This is a genomic window from Mycolicibacterium wolinskyi str. Jessa 2025, assembly GCF_049241375.1.
In the GTDB taxonomy this organism is placed as follows: Bacteria; Actinomycetota; Actinomycetes; order Mycobacteriales; family Mycobacteriaceae; genus Mycobacterium; species Mycobacterium wolinskyi.
The window spans coordinates 3,837,369-3,855,801 of the sequence record NZ_CP185960.1 but is presented as its reverse complement, the minus strand read 5'-3'; the positions used below and the strand labels follow the sequence as shown (position 1 = coordinate 3,855,801).

Here is an 18,433-nt window from a genome sequence, read left to right as displayed (position 1 = left end):
GTGATCACCGCAACGGACCTGGAGGTCCGCGCCGGCGCGCGCACTCTGCTGTCCACCGAGGGCGCGGCGCTGCGCGTCCAGCCCGGCGATCGGATCGGCCTGGTCGGCCGGAACGGCGCGGGCAAGACCACGACGATGCGCATCCTCGCCGGCGAGGGCGAACCCTATGCGGGCTCGATCTCGCGCACCGGGGAGATCGGTTACCTGCCACAGGATCCCAAGGAAGGCGATCTCGACGTGCTGGCCCGCGATCGCGTGCTGTCCGCGCGGGGCCTGGACACGCTGCTCGCCGACCTGGAGAAGCAGCAGGTGTTGATGGCCGAGGTCGCCGACGACGCGGCCAGGGACAAAGCGGTGCGCCGCTACGGCCAACTGGAGGAGCGCTTCTCCGCACTCGGCGGCTATGCGGCCGAGAGCGAGGCGGGCCGCATCTGCGCGAGCCTCGGTCTGCCGGACCGCGTGCTCACCCAGCAGTTGCGCACGCTGTCGGGCGGCCAGCGCCGCCGTATCGAACTCGCGCGCATCCTGTTCGCCGCGAGCGACACCGGCTCGGGATCGGCCACCACACTGCTGCTCGACGAACCGACCAACCACCTCGACGCCGACTCGATCGGCTGGCTGCGGGACTTTCTGCACAATCACACCGGCGGGCTCGTGGTGATCAGCCACAACGTCGATCTGCTGGCCGAGGTCGTGAACCGGGTGTGGTTCCTCGACGCCGTCCGCGGTGAGGTCGACGTCTACAACATGACGTGGCAGAAGTACCTCGATGCCCGCGCCACCGACGAGCAGCGCCGCCGTCGTGAGCGCGCCAACGCCGAGCGCAAGGCGTCCGCGTTGCGTGCCCAGGCGGCCAAGATGGGCGCCAAGGCGACGAAAGCCGTTGCGGCGCAAAACATGTTGCGTCGAGCCGATCGCATGATGGCATCGCTGGACGAGGAACGGGTCGCCGACAAGGTCGCCCGGATCAAGTTCCCGACGCCGGCTCCGTGCGGCAAGACGCCGTTGGTGGCCAAGGGCCTGACCAAGAACTACGGGTCGCTAGAGGTCTTCACCGGCGTCGATCTGGCCATCGACCGGGGTTCGCGCGTCGTCGTGCTCGGGCTCAACGGCGCTGGCAAGACGACGCTGTTGCGGCTGCTCGCCGGGACCGAGAGCCCCGACGCGGGCGGGCTGGAACCCGGCCACGGCTGCAAGATCGGCTACTTCGCCCAGGAGCACGACACGCTCGACGACCACGCCACGGTGTGGGAGAACATCCGGCACGCGGCTCCTGACACCGGTGAGCAGGATCTGCGTGGCCTGCTCGGCGCGTTCATGTTCACCGGTCCCCAGCTCGATCAGCCGGCGGGCACGCTGTCGGGTGGCGAGAAGACCCGGCTGGCGCTGGCCGGCCTGGTGGCCTCGACGGCCAACGTGTTGCTGCTCGACGAGCCGACCAACAACCTCGACCCCGCGTCCCGTGAACAGGTGCTCGACGCGCTGCGCAGCTATGTCGGTGCGGTCGTGCTGGTGACGCACGACCCGGGCGCCGCGGAAGCGCTCGATCCGCAGCGGGTCGTGCTGCTCCCGGATGGCACCGAGGACTTCTGGTCGAACGACTACCGCGATCTCATCGAACTCGCCTGACGCGAAAACTCAAGACCCGTCTCGCTTTCGGCCGCGTAAATCTAAGACGTTGGACAAATCCGCCCATCGGTGTGTGACTGCTTCCTAGGGTGGGTATGCGTCGGGACATCGAGAGCGGGGAGATGTCGATGAAGGAAACGAACAAGACCCGGGACGAGCTGTTGAACGAGTTGCGCCGCGCCTACGAGGGGGGTGCCAGCATCCGCTCGCTGGTTGCTAGGACCGGTCGGTCCTACGGCTCGATACACAGCTTGCTGCGGGAGTCCGGCACCACGATGCGCAGCCGCGGTGGGCCCAATCACCGCACCAAGACGCGGGCCTGACTCACTGGCTCGTCGGCTGCTGCTGTCGCACCGAGGCTTCCACCAGATCGAGTACGGCGCTGAGGTTCTTCGGGTCTTCACCTGAGGCCAGCCGGGCGACGAGGCCGTCGAGCACCAGGTCGAGGTAGATGTGCAGCACTGCGCTCGGCACATCGTCGCGCAGGCGTCCGGCTTGCTTCTGCCGGCGTAAGCGCTCGGTCGTGGCTGCCGACAGCTCGGCTGAGCGTTCCGCCCAGCCCTGGTGAAATGCCGGGTCATTGCGGAGCTTTCGCGCGATCTCCAGCCGGGTGGCCAGCCAGTCGTACTGCTCGGGCTCGGCCAGCAGATCACGCATGACCTGGATCAGGCCTTCGCGCGCCGCGACGTCGGCCATGCGTTCGGCGTCCTCGCGGGCCAGTTCGAAGAACAAGGTGTCCTTGTCCTTGAAGTGGTGAAAGATCGCGCCGCGCGACAGCCCGATCGTCTGCTCGAGCCGTCGCACGGTCGCACTCTCGTAGCCGTATTGGGCGAAGCAGCGCCTGGCGCCGTCAAGGATCTGACGGCGCCGGGCTGCGAGATGGTCGTCGGTTACCCGGGGCAACGCGTTACCTTCTGCCGGTCCGCCGGACCTACTTCGCCTTCAGCATGTTGCGCAGCACGTACTGCAGGATGCCGCCGTTGCGGTAGTAATCCGCCTCGCCGGGGGTGTCGATGCGGACCACCGCGTCGAACTCCACCTTGGAACCGTCCTCCTTGGTGGCGGTGACGTGCACGGTCTTGGGCGTCTTGCCGGAGTTGAGTTCCTCGATCCCGGTGATGTCGAAGGTCTCGGTGCCGTCCAGCTTGAGGCTGGCGGCCGACTCGCCGGCGGGGAACTGCAGCGGGATGACGCCCATGCCGATGAGGTTCGAGCGGTGGATGCGTTCGAACGACTCGGTGATGACCGCGCGCACGCCCAGCAGCGTGGTGCCCTTGGCCGCCCAGTCCCGCGACGAACCGGAGCCGTACTCCTTGCCGCCCAGCACGACCAGCGGGATGCCGGCCTTCTGGTAGTTGACCGAGGCGTCGTAGATGAACGCCTGCGGGCCACCGGGCTGGGTGAAGTCGCGGGTGTAGCCACCCGAGACATCGTCGAGCAGCTGGTTGCGCAGCCGGATGTTGGCGAACGTACCGCGGATCATCACCTCGTGGTTGCCGCGCCGCGACCCCAGCGAGTTGTAATCCTTGCGCTCGACGCCGTTGGCGTCGAGATACTGCGCGGCCGGGGTGCCCGGCTTGATCGCGCCTGCCGGGCTGATGTGGTCGGTCGTGACCGAATCGCCAAGCAGCGCAAGCACTCTGGCGCCCTTGATGTCGGTGACGGGCTCCGGCTCGGCGGGCATGCCGTCGAAGTACGGGGCCTTGCGGACGTAGGTCGACGACTCGTCCCACTCGAAGGTGTCACCCTCCGGAGTGGCCAGCGAACGCCAGCGGTCGTCGCCCTTGAACACGTCGGCGTAGGACTCGGTGAACATCTCCCGGTTGATCGAGGACGCGATGGTCTCCTCGATCTCTTGGGCCGATGGCCAAATGTCCTTGAGGAAGACGTCGTTACCGTCTTGATCCTGGCCGAGCGGGTCGGTCTCGAAATCGAAGTCCATGGTGCCCGCGATGCCGTAGGCGATCACCAGCGGCGGCGACGCCAGGTAGTTCATCTTGACGTCGGGGGAGATACGGCCCTCGAAGTTGCGGTTGCCCGAGAGCACCGCGGTCACCGACAGATCGTTGTCGTTGATGGCCTTGGAGATCTCGTCCGGCAGCGGGCCGGTGTTGCCGATGCACGTGGTGCAGCCGTAGCCGCCCAGGTAGTAGCCCAGCTTCTCCAGGTACGGCCAGAGGTTGGCCTTGTTGTAGTAGTCGGTGACCACCTGCGAGCCCGGCGCCATGTTGGTCTTGACCCACGGCTTGGTGCTCAGGCCCTTCTCGACGGCCTTCTTGGCGAGCAGCGCCGCGCCGAGCATGACCGACGGGTTGGAGGTGTTGGTGCACGACGTGATACCCGCGACGACGACAGCCCCGTGATCGAGCACGAACTCACCGCGCTCTTCGGAGCGGACGGTGATCGGCTTCGACGGCCGGCCCTCGGAACCGTTTGCCGCGGACGGACGTACGTCCACCGCGCCGTCGTCGGCGAACGACAGCTTGGCGGGGTCGGAGGCCGGGAACGATTCCTCGACCGCCTCGTCCAGTTGGGTGTGCGGCGTCGGGAGGTTCTCCTCGACGTAGTTGTGGATGTCCTTGCGGAAGGCGTTCTTGGCATCCGACAGCTCGATGCGGTCCTGCGGGCGCTTCGGGCCCGAGATCGACGGCACCACCGTCGACAGGTCCAGCTCCAGGTACTCGGAGAACACCGGCTCCTTGTCCGGGTTGTGCCACATGCCCTGCGTCTTGGCATAGGCCTCGACCAGCGCGAGCTGCTGCTCGCTGCGCCCGGTCAGCCGCAGGTAGTTGATGGTCTCTTCGTCGATCGGGAAAATCGCTGCGGTGGAACCGAATTCGGGGCTCATGTTGCCCAGGGTGGCGCGGTTGGCCAGCGGCACCTCGGCCACGCCCTTGCCGTAGAACTCGACGAACTTGCCGACCACGCCGTGGCGGCGCAGCATGTCGGTGACGGTGAGCACGACGTCGGTCGCGGTCACGCCGGGCTTGATCTCACCGGTCAGCTTGAAGCCGACGACGCGGGGGATGAGCATCGAGACGGGCTGGCCCAGCATGGCGGCCTCGGCCTCGATACCGCCGACGCCCCAGCCCAGCACGCCAAGGCCGTTCTCCATGGTGGTGTGGCTGTCAGTGCCCACACACGTGTCCGGGTAAGCCTTGCCATCGCGCACCATGACGACGCGGGCCAGGTACTCGATGTTGACCTGGTGCACGATGCCGGTGCCCGGGGGGACGACCTTGAAGTCGTCGAACGCGCCCTGGCCCCAGCGCAGGAACTGGTAGCGCTCGGAGTTGCGCTCGTATTCGAGTTCGACGTTGCGCTCGAAGGCGCCTGCGTTGCCGAAGACGTCGAGGATGACGGAGTGGTCGATGACCATCTCGGCGGGGGAGAGCGGGTTGACCTTGTTCGGGTCGCCGCCGAGGGCGGCCACGGCCTCGCGCATGGTGGCCAGGTCCACGATGCATGGCACACCGGTGAAGTCCTGCATCAGCACGCGGGCCGGGGTGAACTGGATCTCGACGCTCGGCTCGGCCGAGGGATCCCAGTTGGCGATGGCCTCGATGTGGTCCTTGGTGATGTTGGCGCCGTCCTCGGTGCGCAGCAGGTTCTCCGCGAGCACCTTGAGGCTGTAGGGAAGCTTCTCGGTACCGGGCACCGCGTCTAGGCGATAGATTTCGTAGCTCTGGTCCCCGACGGTCAGGGTGTCACGGGCACCAAATGAGTTAAGGGACGAATTTTCCGTATTCTCGCTGCTCACATCAACTCCCGGCTCAATCTCGCCGCGACGGGCTGTGTCTGCGGCGTTCCGATGTTAACAGTACGCTTGTCCTGCAATGCGCTCCAGGGCGGGGTCCAGTCTTCCCTTCCCGCGTGGCGCCTGCCACCCGGTTCGGGTGAACTCGCGACTGTCACGCCCGAGTGGCAACCGGCGCCGACGGTCACGCTGGCGTGACAACGGGCGCACGGGACGGTGACGATGCCGTCGCGATCGCCGGTGTGGATTCTCGGGGCGGTGCGGGCACGGGTACCTTGCCTGTGTGACTGGACCGCACGTCATCCCGTTCCTCCCGGCATTCATCCCGGTCGAGGTGTGCGAAACCGTCGGCATCGATCCGGGTCAGCCCGACGGCGTGGCTCAGTGCATGGCGGCGGTGCAGGCCGATGTTCGCGACGACGGCGTGAGTGCGCCGGCCGCAGTCGTCGACGGGCTGCGGCAGGTGGTCAGCGACGCGCGCCAGCAGGGCGTCGACCTCAAGATCGTCGTGTTGCCGAGGAATCCGGGCATCGATACGCCGTTGCGGGATATCGCGACCGAGGTCGGCCAGGCCAATCCCGGGTCGACCGTGTTGGCGTTGAGTCCGTCATTCGCCGGTACTTACAGTCCGACGCTCGATCGGGTGACTTTGGAGGCCGGTCAGGACGTGGCAAAGACCGGCAACCCGGTCCTTTCTGCGCAGAATTTCGTCGGCGAGATCACGACCCCGGATTTCCCGTGGACGGCATTGACGATCGTGCTCGTCCTCGGCGTCGCCGCGGCGGCCGTCGGCACCCGCATGCTGCAGGTTCGCAGCAAACGATCGGCCGCGGCGCAGCCGTCGGACGCCACTCGGTGACGCCCGAAGTGCGCATCGAACATTAGTTCGGAAATTGTTCGAATATCACTAATTGGTCACACTCCTCGCAATTACATTATTGTAATTTGTGACTAAAGTTTCTTTAGCGTCACCTGTGACGTACGGTGCAATCGGTACCAATTGTTGTAGTTGTGCTTCGTGTGACTTCTGCGCATAGGCGCCGAGCAAATCTGCCGGTAGGCCGACGTTGAGCCATAGGAGACTTGAGTCGAATGAGACGCACCGCTCGCGGACCGCGCACTCGCGGCGCAGATCGGACCTCTCCGTCCCGTCTGTATGCCCGGATCTTCGCGGTGCCGCTGACGCTCGGCATGCTGCTGGCGACAGCGCTGTCCGGCGGTGGCCCAGCGGTCGCCGACCCCGGTGGTTCAGACCTCGCGACCTTGGTCGCGGCCGTCGCCAATGCCGATCAGAAGTTGCAGGAGCTGGGTGCGGCGATCCAGACGCAACAGGAGACCGTCAACAAAGCGATCCTCGATGTGCAGACCGCTCGCGACGGCGCGGCGGCCGCGCAACGCGAGGTCGAGGCGAGCCAGCAGGGCATCGCCGACGCGAACGCGGCGATCGAGGCCGCCCAGAAGCGGTTCGACACGTTCGCGGCGGCGACCTACGTCAACGGGCCGTCGAGCTCGTACCTGACGGCGGCGGATCCCGGCGACATGGTCAGCACCGCCGCCACCGGCCAGGCCCTGGCGGCCAGTGCCGACCAGGTGATCGCGGATCTGCAACGTGCCCGCACCGAGCAGGTGAACCGCGAGTCGACGGCCCGGCTGGCCAAGCAGAAAGCCGACCAGGCGACCATCGACGCGCAAACCAGCCAGGACTCCGCGGTGTCGGCGCTCAAGCAGGCCCAGCAGACGTTCAGCACGCAACAGGGTGAACTGCAGCGGTTGACCGCCGAACGGGCCGCGGCCCAACGCCGGCTCGACCAGGTGCGCACGGTCTCGGCGGCGTCCGGTGCGCCGGCGCGCGCACCCCAGCCCGCCCCGCAGGCCGCGGCGGGGGACTGGGACCGCGCACCGGGTGCGCCCGTCCAGGCCGGCCAGAACTGGGACACCGCATGGGATCCCACGCTGCCCGCGATCCCCAGCGCGTTCGTCAGCGGTGACCCGATCGCGATCATCAATGCCATCCTCGGCATCTCGCAGACCTCGGCTCAGGTCACCGCGAACATGGGGCGGACGTTCCTGCAGAAGCTGGGCATCCTGCCCACCCCGAGCGGCTTCACCAACGGTGCGATCCCGCGGGTCTACGGGCGCCAGGCCATGGAGTACGTGATCCGCCGCGGGATGTCGCAGATGGGTGTGCCGTATTCGTGGGGCGGCGGTAACGCGGCCGGACCCAGCCGCGGAATCGATTCGGGCGCAGGCACCGTCGGCTTCGACTGCTCGGGCCTGATGCTCTACATGTTCGCCGGCGTCGGCATCAAGCTCGACCACTACTCCGGGTCGCAGTACAACGCCGGACGGAAGGTCCCGTCGTCACAGATGCGTCGCGGCGACATGATCTTCTACGGACCGAACGCCAGTCAGCACGTCGCGATGTACCTCGGCAACGGGCAGATGTTGGAGGCGCCCTACACCGGATCGCACGTCAAGATCTCGCCCGTCCGCACCAGCGGCATGACGCCATACGTGACTCGGCTTATCGAATACTGATGGGATTACCTTGCGTTCCTTCGTCTTACGTTGCCTGACCGTCATCGCGGCACTCGCCGTCGCGGGAATCGGACTGGTGACCCCGGCGGGCGCCGCGCCCGACGACGGTCAATGGGACCCCACGCTGCCGAAGCTGATCAGTGCTGGCGCGCCGGGTGACCCGCTGGCGATCGCCAACGCATCGTTGCAGGCGACCGCGCAGGCCACCGAGGTCACGATGGGGCTGGGGCGCAAGTTCCTGGCCAGTCTCGGACTCGTCAACGACGCGCCGACGAGCGTTGCCGCCGGCAGTGTCCGAGGACCGCAGGCCATCGAGTACGTGATCCGGCGCGGCGGCACGCAGATGGGCGTGCCGTACTCGTGGGGCGGCGGCAAGCCCAGCGGCCCGAGCCGTGGCATCGACTCCGGGGCCAACACGGTGGGCTTCGACTGTTCGGGTTTCACCCAGTTCTCGTACGCGGGCGTCGGCGTGTTGATCCCCAAGTACTCGGGCGATCAGTACAACACCGGCCGCAAAGTCCCGGTGGCCCAGGCCAAGCGCGGCGACCTGTTGTTCTGGGGGCCGGGCGGCAGCCAGCACGTGGCGATGTACCTCGGCGGTGGCCGGATGATCGAAGCATCCGGCAGCGCGGGCAAAGTTACGGTGAGCCCGGTGCGCACATCGGGTTTGCAGCCCTACGCGGCCCGCATCATCGAATCCTGAGGGGAAGCTGAGCAGTTCCGGCCAGCGTCGACGGATTCCGAGGTGCCTGGAATAGTTGACTGCGGGCACCTGATTGCCCGGCTGAGTACAACCGGCAAGACCAGCGTTTTGCAGATCACGACCGTGGGAGGAAGTTGATGACGTCACCGAGTGGACCGCCGCAGGGCGCCGGAGGGTATCCCGGTTCGGGCCCCGCGCCGGGCTATCCGCCCGGGCCGACCGGCTCCCATGCCGCGCAGGCCGCCCCGCAGGCAGCCACCAACGGTGGTCTGCAGGCCGAGGTGCACACCCTGGAACGCGCGATCTTCGAGGTCAAGCGCATCATCGTCGGCCAGGACCAACTGGTGGAGCGCATGCTCGTCGGTTTGCTGGCCAAGGGGCACGTGCTTCTGGAAGGTGTGCCGGGCGTCGCCAAGACCCTTGCCGTCGAGACGTTCGCCAAGGTCGTTGGCGGGACATTCGCCCGTATCCAGTTCACGCCCGACCTGGTGCCCACCGACATCATCGGTACGCGCATCTACCGGCAGGGCAAGGAAGACTTCGACATCGAGCTCGGCCCGGTGGTGGTCAACTTCCTGCTCGCCGACGAGATCAACCGCGCGCCCGCCAAGGTGCAGTCGGCGTTGCTGGAGGTCATGGCCGAGCGCAAGATCTCGATCGGCGGCAAGACCTTCCCGTTGCCGAGTCCCTTCCTGGTGATGGCCACCCAGAACCCCATCGAGCAGGAGGGCGTGTACGCGCTCCCGGAAGCCCAGCGCGACCGCTTCCTGTTCAAGCTCAACGTCGACTATCCGTCGCCGGAGGAAGAGCGCGAGATCATCTACCGGATGGGCGTCAAGCCGCCCGAGCCCAAGCAGATCCTCGCGACCGGCGACCTGCTGCGCCTGCAGGACATCGCGGCCAACACGTTCGTGCACCACGCGTTGGTGGACTACGTGGTGCGCATCGTGACCGCGACGCGCGAGCCGGAGAAGTTCGGCATGCCTGACGCCAAGGCGTGGATCGCCTACGGCGCGTCCCCACGTGCCTCGCTCGGCATCATCTCGGCGGCGCGTGCGCTCGCGTTGGTGCGCGGCCGTGACTACGTCATCCCGCAGGACGTCGTCGAGGTCATCCCCGATGTGCTTCGCCACCGCCTGGTGCTGACCTACGACGCACTGGCCGACGAGATCTCCGCGGAGACGGTGGTCAACCGGATCCTGCAGACCGTGGCCCTGCCGCAGGTGAATGCCCTTCCGCAGCAAGGTCATTCGGTTCCGCCCGCCGTTCCCGCCGCAGCTGCCGCGGCCAGCGGTCGGTGACCAGTTCCCGACGCGCCGTCGACCTTCCTTCGCTCAAACGCGGGGAGATCCGTGACCCCGCCCTGACGGCGGCGCTGCGCAAGCTCGAGCTGACGGTGCGCCGCAAGCTCGACGGTGTGCTGCACGGCGATCATCTCGGCCTGATACCCGGCCCGGGGTCCGAGCCGGGGGAGTCGCGGATCTACCAGCCCGGCGACGACGTGCGCCGGATGGACTGGTCGGTGACGGCACGCACCACCCAGCCGCACGTGCGGCAGATGATCGCCGACCGCGAGCTGGAGACCTGGCTCGTCGTCGACGTGTCGGCGAGCCTTGACTTCGGCACCACCGGCTGCGAGAAGCGCGATCTGGCGGTGGCGGCCGCCGCCGCGATCGCGTTTCTCAACAGCGGTGGCGGCAACCGGATCGGCGCGATCATCGCCAACGGCGACACGATGCGCCGGGTTCCGGCGCTGAGTGGCCGGGTGCACGAGCAGGAACTGTTGCGTGCGATCGCCACCACGCCCAAGGCTCCCACCGGTGTCCGGGGTGATCTCGCCGCCGCGATCGACGCCCTGCGCCGGCCCGAGCGCCGTCGCGGCATGGCGGTGATCATCAGCGACTTCCTTGGGCCCATCAACTGGATGCGACCGCTGCGGGCGATCGCGGGCCGTCACGAGGTGCTGGGCATCGAGGTGCTCGACCCGCGTGACGTCGAGCTGCCCGACGTCGGCGACGTCATCCTGCAGGACACCGAAACCGGGGTGACCCGGGAGTTCACCATCGACGCGCAACTGCGCAGCGATTTCGAACAGGCCGCCGCCGCGCACCGTGAAGAGGTGGCCCGCACCCTGCGGCGCTGCGACGCCCCACTGCTCACCCTGCGCACCGACCGGGACTGGATCGCCGACGTGGTCCGGTTCGTTGCCAACCGGAGGCGCGGCGCCCTGGCCGGTCACTAGGCCGGTCCGTCCGGTGTCGAGGACACGAAACTGAAATGGCAAGTAGCACATGACTTTACCGTTACTCGGTCCGATGAGCCTGTCGGGCTTCGCGCACGCATGGTGGTTCCTGTTCCTCATCGTGGTCGCGGGCCTCGTCGCGCTCTACATCGCCGTGCAGCGTGCGCGCAAGCAGCGCATCCTGCGGTTCGCCAACATGGAGCTGTTGGAGAGCGTGGCGCCCAAGCAGCCGACCCGCTGGCGCCATGTGCCCGCGATCCTGCTGGTGTCGTCGCTCGTCCTGTTCACGATCGCGATGGCCGGTCCCACCAACGACGTCCGGATCCCGCGCAACCGTGCCGTGGTGATGCTGGTGATCGACGTGTCGCAGTCGATGCGCGCGACCGACGTCTCACCCAGCCGCCTGGTCGCCGCGCAGGAGGCCGCCAAGCAGTTCGCCGATCAGCTGACCCCGGGCATCAACCTCGGGCTCATCGCCTACGCCGGCACCGCGACCGTGCTCGTGCAGCCGACGACGAACCGCGAGGCCACCAAGAACGGGCTCGACAAGCTGCAGCTGGCCGACCGCACGGCCACCGGTGAGGGCATCTTCACCGCGTTGCAGGCGATCGCGACCGTCGGTGCGGTGATCGGTGGCGGCGACGAACCGCCGCCGGCCCGGATCGTGCTCATGTCGGACGGCAAGGAGACGGTGCCGTCCAACCCGGACAACCCGAAGGGCGCGTTCACCGCCGCCCGGACCGCCCATGACCAGGGTGTGCCGATCTCGACCGTGTCGTTCGGCACCCCGTACGGCTACGTCGAGATCAACGATCAGCGCCAGCCGGTGCCGGTCGACGACGACATGCTCAAGAAGATCGCGCAGCTGTCGGGTGGTGACGCGTTCACCGCGTCGAGCCTCGAACAGCTCAAGGCCGTGTTCACGTCGTTGCAGCAGCAGATCGGCTACGAAACCATCAAGGGCGACGCGAGTGTGGGCTGGCTGCGCCTGGGTGCGCTGGTGCTCGCGTTGGCCGGCGTCGCGGCGTTGCTGATCAACCGCCGGTTGCCCGGATAGGTGGCGGCCGACCGAATGTGCGCAGGCGGTGAGTCTCCGGCGTAGATCCCGCCGCTACGGCACACTCGATGCCGTAACCGCACGGTCGAGCTACGCCGAGCGCGCTCCGGTGTCGATTTCGGGGAACCGCAGGCCGCACGTTAAGTTGACGGTGATGACTGCGGACGCGAGGAGCAGAGAAATTACCGTGACCGACAATCCAGCCGAGACTGCGGGTGAATCCGCCGCGGGCCGTCCCGCTTTCGTATCCCGATCCGTGCTGGTCACCGGTGGAAACCGGGGTATCGGCCTGGCGATCGCGCAGCGGCTGGCCGCCGACGGCCACAAGGTGGCCGTGACGCACCGCGGTTCCGGGGCGCCCGAGGGGTTGTTCGGCGTCGTGTGTGACGTCACCGACAACGAGGCCGTCGACCGCGCGTTCAAAGAGGTCGAAGAGCACCAGGGTCCGGTCGAGGTTTTGGTGTCCAACGCAGGCATCTCCAAGGACGCATTCCTCATGCGGATGACCGAGGACCGGTTCACCGACGTCATCGACGCCAACCTCACCGGAGCGTTCCGGGTGGCCCAGCGCGCATCGCGCAGCATGCAGCGCAAGCGCTTCGGCCGGATCATCTTCATCGGTTCGGTGTCGGGCATGTGGGGCATCGGCAACCAGGCCAACTATGCGGCGGCGAAGGCAGGCCTGATCGGCATGGCCCGCTCGATCTCGCGCGAACTGTCCAAGGCGGGGGTCACCGCCAACGTCGTGGCACCGGGTTACATCGACACCGAGATGACCCGCGCGCTCGACGAGCGGATCCAGGCGGGCGCGCTCGAGTTCATCCCGGCCAAGCGGGTGGGCACCGCCGAGGAGGTCGCGGGCGCGGTCAGCTTCCTGGCGTCGGAGGACGCGAGCTACATCGCCGGCGCGGTCATCCCGGTCGACGGCGGCATGGGCATGGGCCACTAAGAGAGAAAAGGACTTTCACATGGCAGGCTTTCTAGAAGGCAAGCGCATCCTTGTCACGGGGATCATCACCGATTCCTCGATCGCGTTCCACATCGCCAAGGTCGCGCAGGAGGCCGGCGCCGAACTGGTGCTGACCGGCTTCGACCGGATGAAGCTCATCCAGCGCATCGCCGACCGGCTGCCCGAGAAGGCCCCGCTGCTGGAGCTCGACGTGCAGAACGAGGAGCACCTGGCGACGCTGGCCGACCGCATCACCGAGGTGATCGGCGAGGGCAACAAGATCGACGGCGTCGTGCACTCGATCGGCTTCATGCCGCAGACCGGCATGGGCGTCAACCCGTTCTTCGACGCGCCCTATGAGGACGTCGCCAAGGGCATCCACATCTCGGCGTACTCGTACGCCTCGCTGGCCAAGGCCGTGCTGCCGATCATGAACCCGGGCGGCGGCATCGTCGGCATGGACTTCGACCCGACGCGCGCGATGCCTGCCTACAACTGGATGACGGTGGCCAAGAGCGCACTCGAATCGGTCAACCGGTTCGTCGCACGTGAGGCGGGCAAGGTCGGCGTTAGGTCGAATCTCGTTGCGGCCGGGCCGATCCGGACGCTGGCGATGAGCGCGATCGTGGGCGGTGCGCTCGGTGACGAGGCCGGGGCGCAGATGCAGTTGCTCGAGGAGGGCTGGGATCAGCGTGCCCCGCTCGGATGGAACATGAAGGACCCGACTCCGGTCGCCAAGACCGTGTGCGCCCTGCTGTCCGACTGGCTGCCCGCCACGACCGGCACGGTCATCTACGCCGACGGCGGCGCCAGCACGCAGCTGCTCTAGTCAGCGACGACATGGAACTCGATGCCGTTCTGCTGTTGTCCTTCGGCGGTCCGGAGGGCCCCGAGCAGGTGATGCCGTTCCTCGAGAACGTCACGCGCGGCCGGGGCATCCCGACGGAACGACTCGCCGAGGTGGCCGAACACTATCTGCACTTCGGCGGGGTTTCCCCGATCAACGGCATCAACCGCGCGCTGATCGAGCAACTGCGTCTGCAGGTTCCCGACCTGCCCGTCTACTTCGGCAACCGCAACTGGGACCCGTATGTCGAGGACACCGTTGCGGCCATGCGGGACAACGGAATCCGGCGGGCGGCCGTTTTCACCACATCGGCCTGGGGCGGATACTCGAGCTGCAAGCAGTACGTCGAGGACATCGCAAGGGCCCGCGCAGCGGTCGGCGACGGCGCCCCCGAACTGGTCAAGCTGAGGCAGTACTTCGACCACCCGCTCCTGGTGGAGATGTTCGCCGACGCGATCGGCGCCGCCGCGCGGTCACTGCCGGACGATCTGCGCGACGAGGCCCGGTTGGTGTTCACCGCGCACTCGATCCCGATCGCCGCCGACGAGCGGCACGGCCCGCGGCTGTACAGCCGGCAGGTGGGCTATGCCACCCGGTTGGTGGCGGCCGCGGCGGGCTTCGAGAAGTACGACCAGGTGTGGCAGTCCCGATCGGGCCCGCCGAGCATCCCCTGGCTGGAGCCCGACGTCGCCGACCACCTGAGCGCGTTGGGCGAGCGGGGGACTCGGGCGGTCATCGTGTGCCCGATCGGCTTCGTCGCCGACCATATCGAGGTGGTGTGGGACCTCGACTACGAACTGCGGTTGCAGGCCGAAGCGGCGGATATCGCATTCGTGCGGGCCGCCGCTCCGAACGCCGATCCGCGGTTCGCCCGGTTGGCGGCCGGACTCATCGACGAACTCCGCAGCGGTGCCGAGCCGCAGCGGGTATTTGACCCAAATCCGGTGCCGGGCTACGGATTCAGTGTGAACGGGGCGCCTTGTGCGCCGCAGTGCTGCGGCGGTCCGGCCTAGCTCGGCGCCCTAGTCGCGCCAGGCCGACCGCAGTATCGCGTTGAGGGCGGCCAGCCGTGCCGAGCGCACCACAAGTGCCAGCGGCCGCAACGCGTCGCCCGCGATCTGCACCTCCGACGAGCTCTGCAGCCCGATCGGCATCAGCCCCGAGCTCACCGCGATGATCGCGTCGACGTGCGCCGCGGTCTCCAGCACGCGGACCGCCCGCGTGGGTGCGTGGTCCGGGATGCGGTGCAGGCGGTTGGCCTCCAGGATCTGCTCGACCATCCCGCGCGGATCCTCGACGTCGATTCCGACGCCCGCGCGTAGTGCGCCGAGGGTTTCGGCGGCCGAGCGGACGGCCGCGCGCAACTCGTACTCGGCCTCGCCGAGGTCGAAGTACTCCGCGACGGGCATCGTCGGAACGGAGTACACCGTCCAGGACAGCGCCCGCGGTTCGGGTTCGAACGCCGACGCCATCTCCACGTCGTCGAGTTCGAAATACTCGAATTCCGGTACGAGCCCGACCCCGTCGAGTTCGTCGTGGGTCACCATCACGGCTTCCCCGACCGCGAGTGCGTCCCGCTGGAACTGCGTACCCGCGGGCAGGCCGCGCACGTCGCCGGGAACCGGCTGGGCAACCGTGATCGCGGGCATCGACGTGCCGCCGCCCACGGCGGTGCGCAGCGTCTGCAGCAGCGACACCGAACCGGAGTCCTCCAGTTCGGGCCACGGCAAACCCGTGCGGGCGGCCGCACCGGAATCGTAGGCGGTCACAGAATGCGTTGGCGCCCATTGCGATAACGCATCCAGAACATCGTCAGGCGCGGCGGCACCCGCGAGCCAGGCGTTGACCCACATCGACAGCGTTGCACTTGGACACCACATGATGCTCGCAGTGTAATTGTCGGCCGCCGATCAGGCCGGATTCGCTAGGGTGGGCGCATGCCCGTTCCGCTGATCTGGCTCATCCTGGCGCTGGTGCTCGCCGGGGCTGAAGCGCTGACCGGCGACATGTTCCTGCTGATGCTGGCGGGCGGCGCATTGGCGGCAACCGGTTCGAGCTGGCTTCTGGATTGGCCGATCTGGGCGGACGGCCTGGTGTTCCTGGTGGTTTCGGTGTTGCTGCTGGTGCTGGTCCGTCCCGCGCTGCGGCGGCGGTTCGAGGCGGGCAAGGGGCTGCCGGAGCCGGTGAAAGCACTTGAGGGCAAATCCGCTCTGGTGCTCGATCGGGTTGCGCAGCACGAGGGCCAGGTCAAGCTCGACGGTGAGATCTGGACCGCCCGGCCGCTCAACGACCACGATGTGTACGAACCGGGTGACCACGTGACGGTGGTCCGGATCGACGGCGCGACCGCGGTTGTCTTCAAGACGCTTTGACCTCAGGAGGGAATCCCCATGGAAGGTGCAGTAGCGGGCCTGGTCCTGCTGATCGTGCTCGTGGTGTTCGCGATCATCATCGTGGCCAAGTCGGTCGCACTCATTCCCCAGGCCGAGGCGGCGGTGATCGAGCGACTGGGACGGTACAGCAAAACCGTGTCGGGCCAGTTGACGCTGCTCGTGCCGTTCATCGACAAGATCAGGGCCCGGGTGGACCTGCGTGAGCGCGTGGTGTCGTTCCCGCCGCAACCGGTGATCACCGAGGACAACCTGACCGTCAACATCGACACGGTCGTCTACTTCCAGGTGACCAATCCGCAAGCGGCCGTATACCAGATCAGCAACTACATCGTGGGCGTCGAGCAGCTCACCACCACCACACTGCGCAACGTGGTCGGCGGTATGACGCTCGAGCAGACCCTGACGTCGCGCGACCAGATCAACGGCCAGCTGCGCGGTGTGCTCGACGAGGCGACCGGGCGATGGGGTCTGCGGGTTGCTCGCGTCGAACTGCGGGCCATCGATCCGCCGCCGTCGATCCAGGAATCGATGGAGAAGCAGATGAAGGCCGACCGCGAGAAGCGCGCGATGATCCTGACCGCGGAAGGTGTGCGCGAGTCGTCGATCAAGCAGGCCGAGGGCCAGAAGCAGTCGCAGATCCTCGCCGCGGAAGGTGCCAAGCAGGCCGCGATTCTCGCCGCCGAGGCCGACCGCCAGTCGCGCATGTTGCGGGCGCAGGGCGAGCGCGCTGCCCAATATCTGCAGGCGCAGGGCCAGGCCAAGGCCATCGAGAAGACGTTCGCGGCCATCAAGGCCGGCCCACCCCGGAGATGCTGGCCTACCAGTACCTTCAGACGCTTCCGCAGATGGCCAAGGGCGAGGCCAACAAAGTGTGGCTGGTGCCAAGCGATTTCGGAGCTGCGCTGCAGGGGTTCACCAAGCTGCTGGGCGCGCCCGGCGAGGACGGCGTGTTCCGCTACACGCCGTCGCCGGTGGACGAGGATCTGCCCAAGCCGGAGGACGACAGCGACGAGGTCGCCGACTGGTTCTCCACGGACACCGATCCGGAGATCGCACAGGCGGTCGCCAAGGCGGAGGCCGAAGCGCGCAAGCCCACTCCGCCGCTCGGTTCGGCACCGGTGAATCCGTCGCTGGGGGTTCCGCCTTCGCAGGAATTGCCCGGCGGTGCACACCGGGCGGAGTAGGAGTTGACGCGCGGCGCCGCCTGGTTAGCGTGAAACCATGGCTGTCCCCAAGACATATGCTGCGCTGGCCGCGATCCAGGCGGGTGACGCCGCCGCGTGCGCGTTCAAGGCGCCGCCCATCGTCAAGGCCTTCGACGATCTCGGTGTGCCGCCGCGGATCCGGTGGATTTTTCCCGTGATCAAGTCGGCATCGGCGGTGGGTCTGTTGGCCGCCGGGCGCTACCCGGCGCTCGGCCGGCTGACCACGGCGCTGCTGACCGTGTACTTCGTACTCGCCGTGGGAGCCCACATCCGGGCCCATGACAAACCCGTGAACGCGATACCGGCAGCCGGCTTCGTCGCGACCTATGCGGTGCTGACCGCCAAGGGCACCGGCCGGGCCACCTGAATCAGCTGGAGAAGGCCTCTTCGGCCGGAGCGTCGGCCGCCCGGTTCTTGCGCTGCTCGCGCCGGTGACTGCGGACCTCGAAGACCAAACCGGCCACCCCGAGCGCCGCGGTGCACAGCGACACCACGAACAGCATCGGGCTGACATTGCCGGTCAACGCGTCACCCAGGATGACGACGGCGGCCGTGCCGGGCAGCAGACCCACCACCGTGGCGAGGGTGTACGGCACCACGCGCACCGCCGACGCGCCCGCCGCGTAGTTCAGCACCGAGAACGGCACTGCCGGGATCATCCGCGTCGACAGGACCACCGGCCAGCCACGCTGGCGCAGCCGCGCATCGAGTGACTCCACCCGCGGATGCGATACGAGCCGATTGAGCTGCAGCCCCGCGGCCCGGATCAACAGCAGCGCCAATACCGCGCTGACCGTGCTCGCGACCACCGCGAGCGCGACGCCGGTGGCCGGCCCGAACAGCAGCCCCGCTGCCAGTGTGAAAGCCGTGCGGGGAAACGGGAACACGGTCACCACAATGTGCGCGCCGAGGAACGCGAGCGGGAACCACGGACCGACCGACGTGGCCCAGTCCCGCAGCTGCATGGCGGTCGGCAGCGGCACGAGCAGCGCGACTGCGACGAGAATCACAATGCCCGCAAGAAGCGCCAAGATGCGCCGCGTCGAGAGCTGCGAAGCCGTCGTGATTACCGCAGCGCGCACGGTACGCAGGGTGCTGACTACGGCTTTCACG

At 67.6% G+C, this 18,433-nt stretch carries 17 protein-coding genes and 1 pseudogene; 14 read left to right on the top strand and 4 right to left on the bottom strand.

Annotation, left to right across the window (positions count from 1 at the left end; translation table 11 throughout):
* Both ACOI2T_RS19005 and ACOI2T_RS19000 read left to right on the top strand, forming a co-directional pair.
* On the top strand, nucleotides 1-1,629 hold the full coding sequence (locus tag ACOI2T_RS19005; protein ID WP_409504797.1) for an ABC-F family ATP-binding cassette domain-containing protein: 1,629 nt from the start codon (nucleotides 1-3) through the stop codon (nucleotides 1,627-1,629).
* A 128-nt stretch (nucleotides 1,630-1,757) separates the two neighbouring features.
* Nucleotides 1,758-1,952, top strand: a complete 195-nt coding sequence (locus ACOI2T_RS19000) for a helix-turn-helix domain-containing protein (protein WP_067845859.1) — start codon at nucleotides 1,758-1,760, stop codon at nucleotides 1,950-1,952.
* 1 nt (nucleotide 1,953) lies between these two features.
* Here the strand turns inward: ACOI2T_RS19000 and ACOI2T_RS18995 are convergent, their stop codons facing one another.
* Together ACOI2T_RS18995 and ACOI2T_RS18990 are read right to left on the bottom strand one after the other, a co-directional pair.
* The gene (locus ACOI2T_RS18995) at nucleotides 1,954-2,532 is read right to left on the bottom strand and encodes a TetR/AcrR family transcriptional regulator (protein WP_067845326.1); all 579 of its coding nucleotides are present in this window, start codon (nucleotides 2,530-2,532) and stop codon (nucleotides 1,954-1,956) included.
* 28 nt (nucleotides 2,533-2,560) lie between these two features.
* Nucleotides 2,561-5,389 (bottom strand): aconitate hydratase, encoded by a 2,829-nt coding sequence (locus ACOI2T_RS18990; protein WP_409504798.1) that lies wholly within the window; start codon nucleotides 5,387-5,389, stop codon nucleotides 2,561-2,563.
* A 280-nt stretch (nucleotides 5,390-5,669) separates the two neighbouring features.
* On the opposite strand from ACOI2T_RS18990, the gene ACOI2T_RS18985 reads away from it, so the two are divergent.
* From ACOI2T_RS18985 to ACOI2T_RS18945, 9 genes are all read left to right on the top strand, one after another.
* A complete protein-coding gene (locus tag ACOI2T_RS18985; protein ID WP_085145634.1) occupies nucleotides 5,670-6,245 on the top strand; it encodes an Rv1476 family membrane protein in 576 nt (191 codons plus the stop codon).
* A 233-nt stretch (nucleotides 6,246-6,478) separates the two neighbouring features.
* Entirely contained in the window at nucleotides 6,479-7,924 is a 1,446-nt protein-coding gene (gene ripA / locus ACOI2T_RS18980; protein ID WP_409504799.1) for an NlpC/P60 family peptidoglycan endopeptidase RipA, read from the top strand.
* Between the two features lie 10 nt (nucleotides 7,925-7,934).
* Nucleotides 7,935-8,627 carry an NlpC/P60 family peptidoglycan endopeptidase RipB gene (ripB, locus tag ACOI2T_RS18975; RefSeq protein ID WP_067845334.1) on the top strand — a complete coding sequence of 231 codons (693 nt, stop codon included), beginning with the start codon at nucleotides 7,935-7,937 and terminating at the stop codon, nucleotides 8,625-8,627.
* 137 nt (nucleotides 8,628-8,764) lie between these two features.
* On the top strand, nucleotides 8,765-9,928 hold the full coding sequence (moxR1, locus tag ACOI2T_RS18970) for a chaperone MoxR1 (protein ID WP_067845335.1): 1,164 nt from the start codon (nucleotides 8,765-8,767) through the stop codon (nucleotides 9,926-9,928).
* Nucleotides 9,925-10,869 (top strand): DUF58 domain-containing protein, encoded by a 945-nt coding sequence (locus ACOI2T_RS18965; RefSeq protein WP_067845336.1) that lies wholly within the window; start codon nucleotides 9,925-9,927, stop codon nucleotides 10,867-10,869. The genes moxR1 and ACOI2T_RS18965 overlap by 4 nt, the downstream gene beginning before the upstream one ends.
* A gap of 49 nt (nucleotides 10,870-10,918) precedes the next feature.
* Entirely contained in the window at nucleotides 10,919-11,926 is a 1,008-nt protein-coding gene (locus tag ACOI2T_RS18960; protein ID WP_067845337.1) for a VWA domain-containing protein, read from the top strand.
* Between the two features lie 154 nt (nucleotides 11,927-12,080).
* On the top strand, nucleotides 12,081-12,875 hold the full coding sequence (fabG1, locus tag ACOI2T_RS18955) for a 3-oxoacyl-ACP reductase FabG1 (protein ID WP_275082528.1): 795 nt from the start codon (nucleotides 12,081-12,083) through the stop codon (nucleotides 12,873-12,875).
* 19 nt (nucleotides 12,876-12,894) lie between these two features.
* Nucleotides 12,895-13,704, top strand: a complete 810-nt coding sequence (gene inhA, locus ACOI2T_RS18950; protein WP_085145631.1) for an NADH-dependent enoyl-ACP reductase InhA — start codon at nucleotides 12,895-12,897, stop codon at nucleotides 13,702-13,704.
* 11 nt (nucleotides 13,705-13,715) lie between these two features.
* Nucleotides 13,716-14,735, top strand: coding sequence for a ferrochelatase (locus ACOI2T_RS18945; protein WP_409504800.1), 1,020 nt, complete (start codon nucleotides 13,716-13,718; stop codon nucleotides 14,733-14,735).
* A 9-nt stretch (nucleotides 14,736-14,744) separates the two neighbouring features.
* On the opposite strand, the gene ACOI2T_RS18940 is transcribed toward ACOI2T_RS18945, so the two are convergent.
* Nucleotides 14,745-15,602 (bottom strand): Rv1486c family protein, encoded by an 858-nt coding sequence (locus ACOI2T_RS18940; RefSeq protein WP_085145629.1) that lies wholly within the window; start codon nucleotides 15,600-15,602, stop codon nucleotides 14,745-14,747.
* A gap of 57 nt (nucleotides 15,603-15,659) precedes the next feature.
* Here ACOI2T_RS18940 and ACOI2T_RS18935 point away from each other — a divergent pair, with 57 nt between their 5' ends.
* The 3 genes and pseudogenes from ACOI2T_RS18935 (at nucleotide 15,660) to ACOI2T_RS18925 (ending at nucleotide 17,687) form a co-directional block, all read left to right on the top strand.
* Nucleotides 15,660-16,094, top strand: coding sequence for an NfeD family protein (locus ACOI2T_RS18935; RefSeq protein ID WP_409504801.1), 435 nt, complete (start codon nucleotides 15,660-15,662; stop codon nucleotides 16,092-16,094).
* A gap of 18 nt (nucleotides 16,095-16,112) precedes the next feature.
* Nucleotides 16,113-17,299 (top strand): annotated as a pseudogene (locus tag ACOI2T_RS18930) (SPFH domain-containing protein).
* Nucleotides 17,300-17,336: 37 nt separating this feature from the next.
* The gene (locus ACOI2T_RS18925) at nucleotides 17,337-17,687 is read left to right on the top strand and encodes a DoxX family protein (RefSeq protein WP_409504803.1); all 351 of its coding nucleotides are present in this window, start codon (nucleotides 17,337-17,339) and stop codon (nucleotides 17,685-17,687) included.
* Nucleotide 17,688: 1 nt separating this feature from the next.
* On the opposite strand, the gene ACOI2T_RS18920 is transcribed toward ACOI2T_RS18925, so the two are convergent.
* The gene (locus tag ACOI2T_RS18920; protein ID WP_067845345.1) at nucleotides 17,689-18,432 is read right to left on the bottom strand and encodes a TVP38/TMEM64 family protein; all 744 of its coding nucleotides are present in this window, start codon (nucleotides 18,430-18,432) and stop codon (nucleotides 17,689-17,691) included.
* Nucleotide 18,433: the final 1 nt, after the last annotated feature.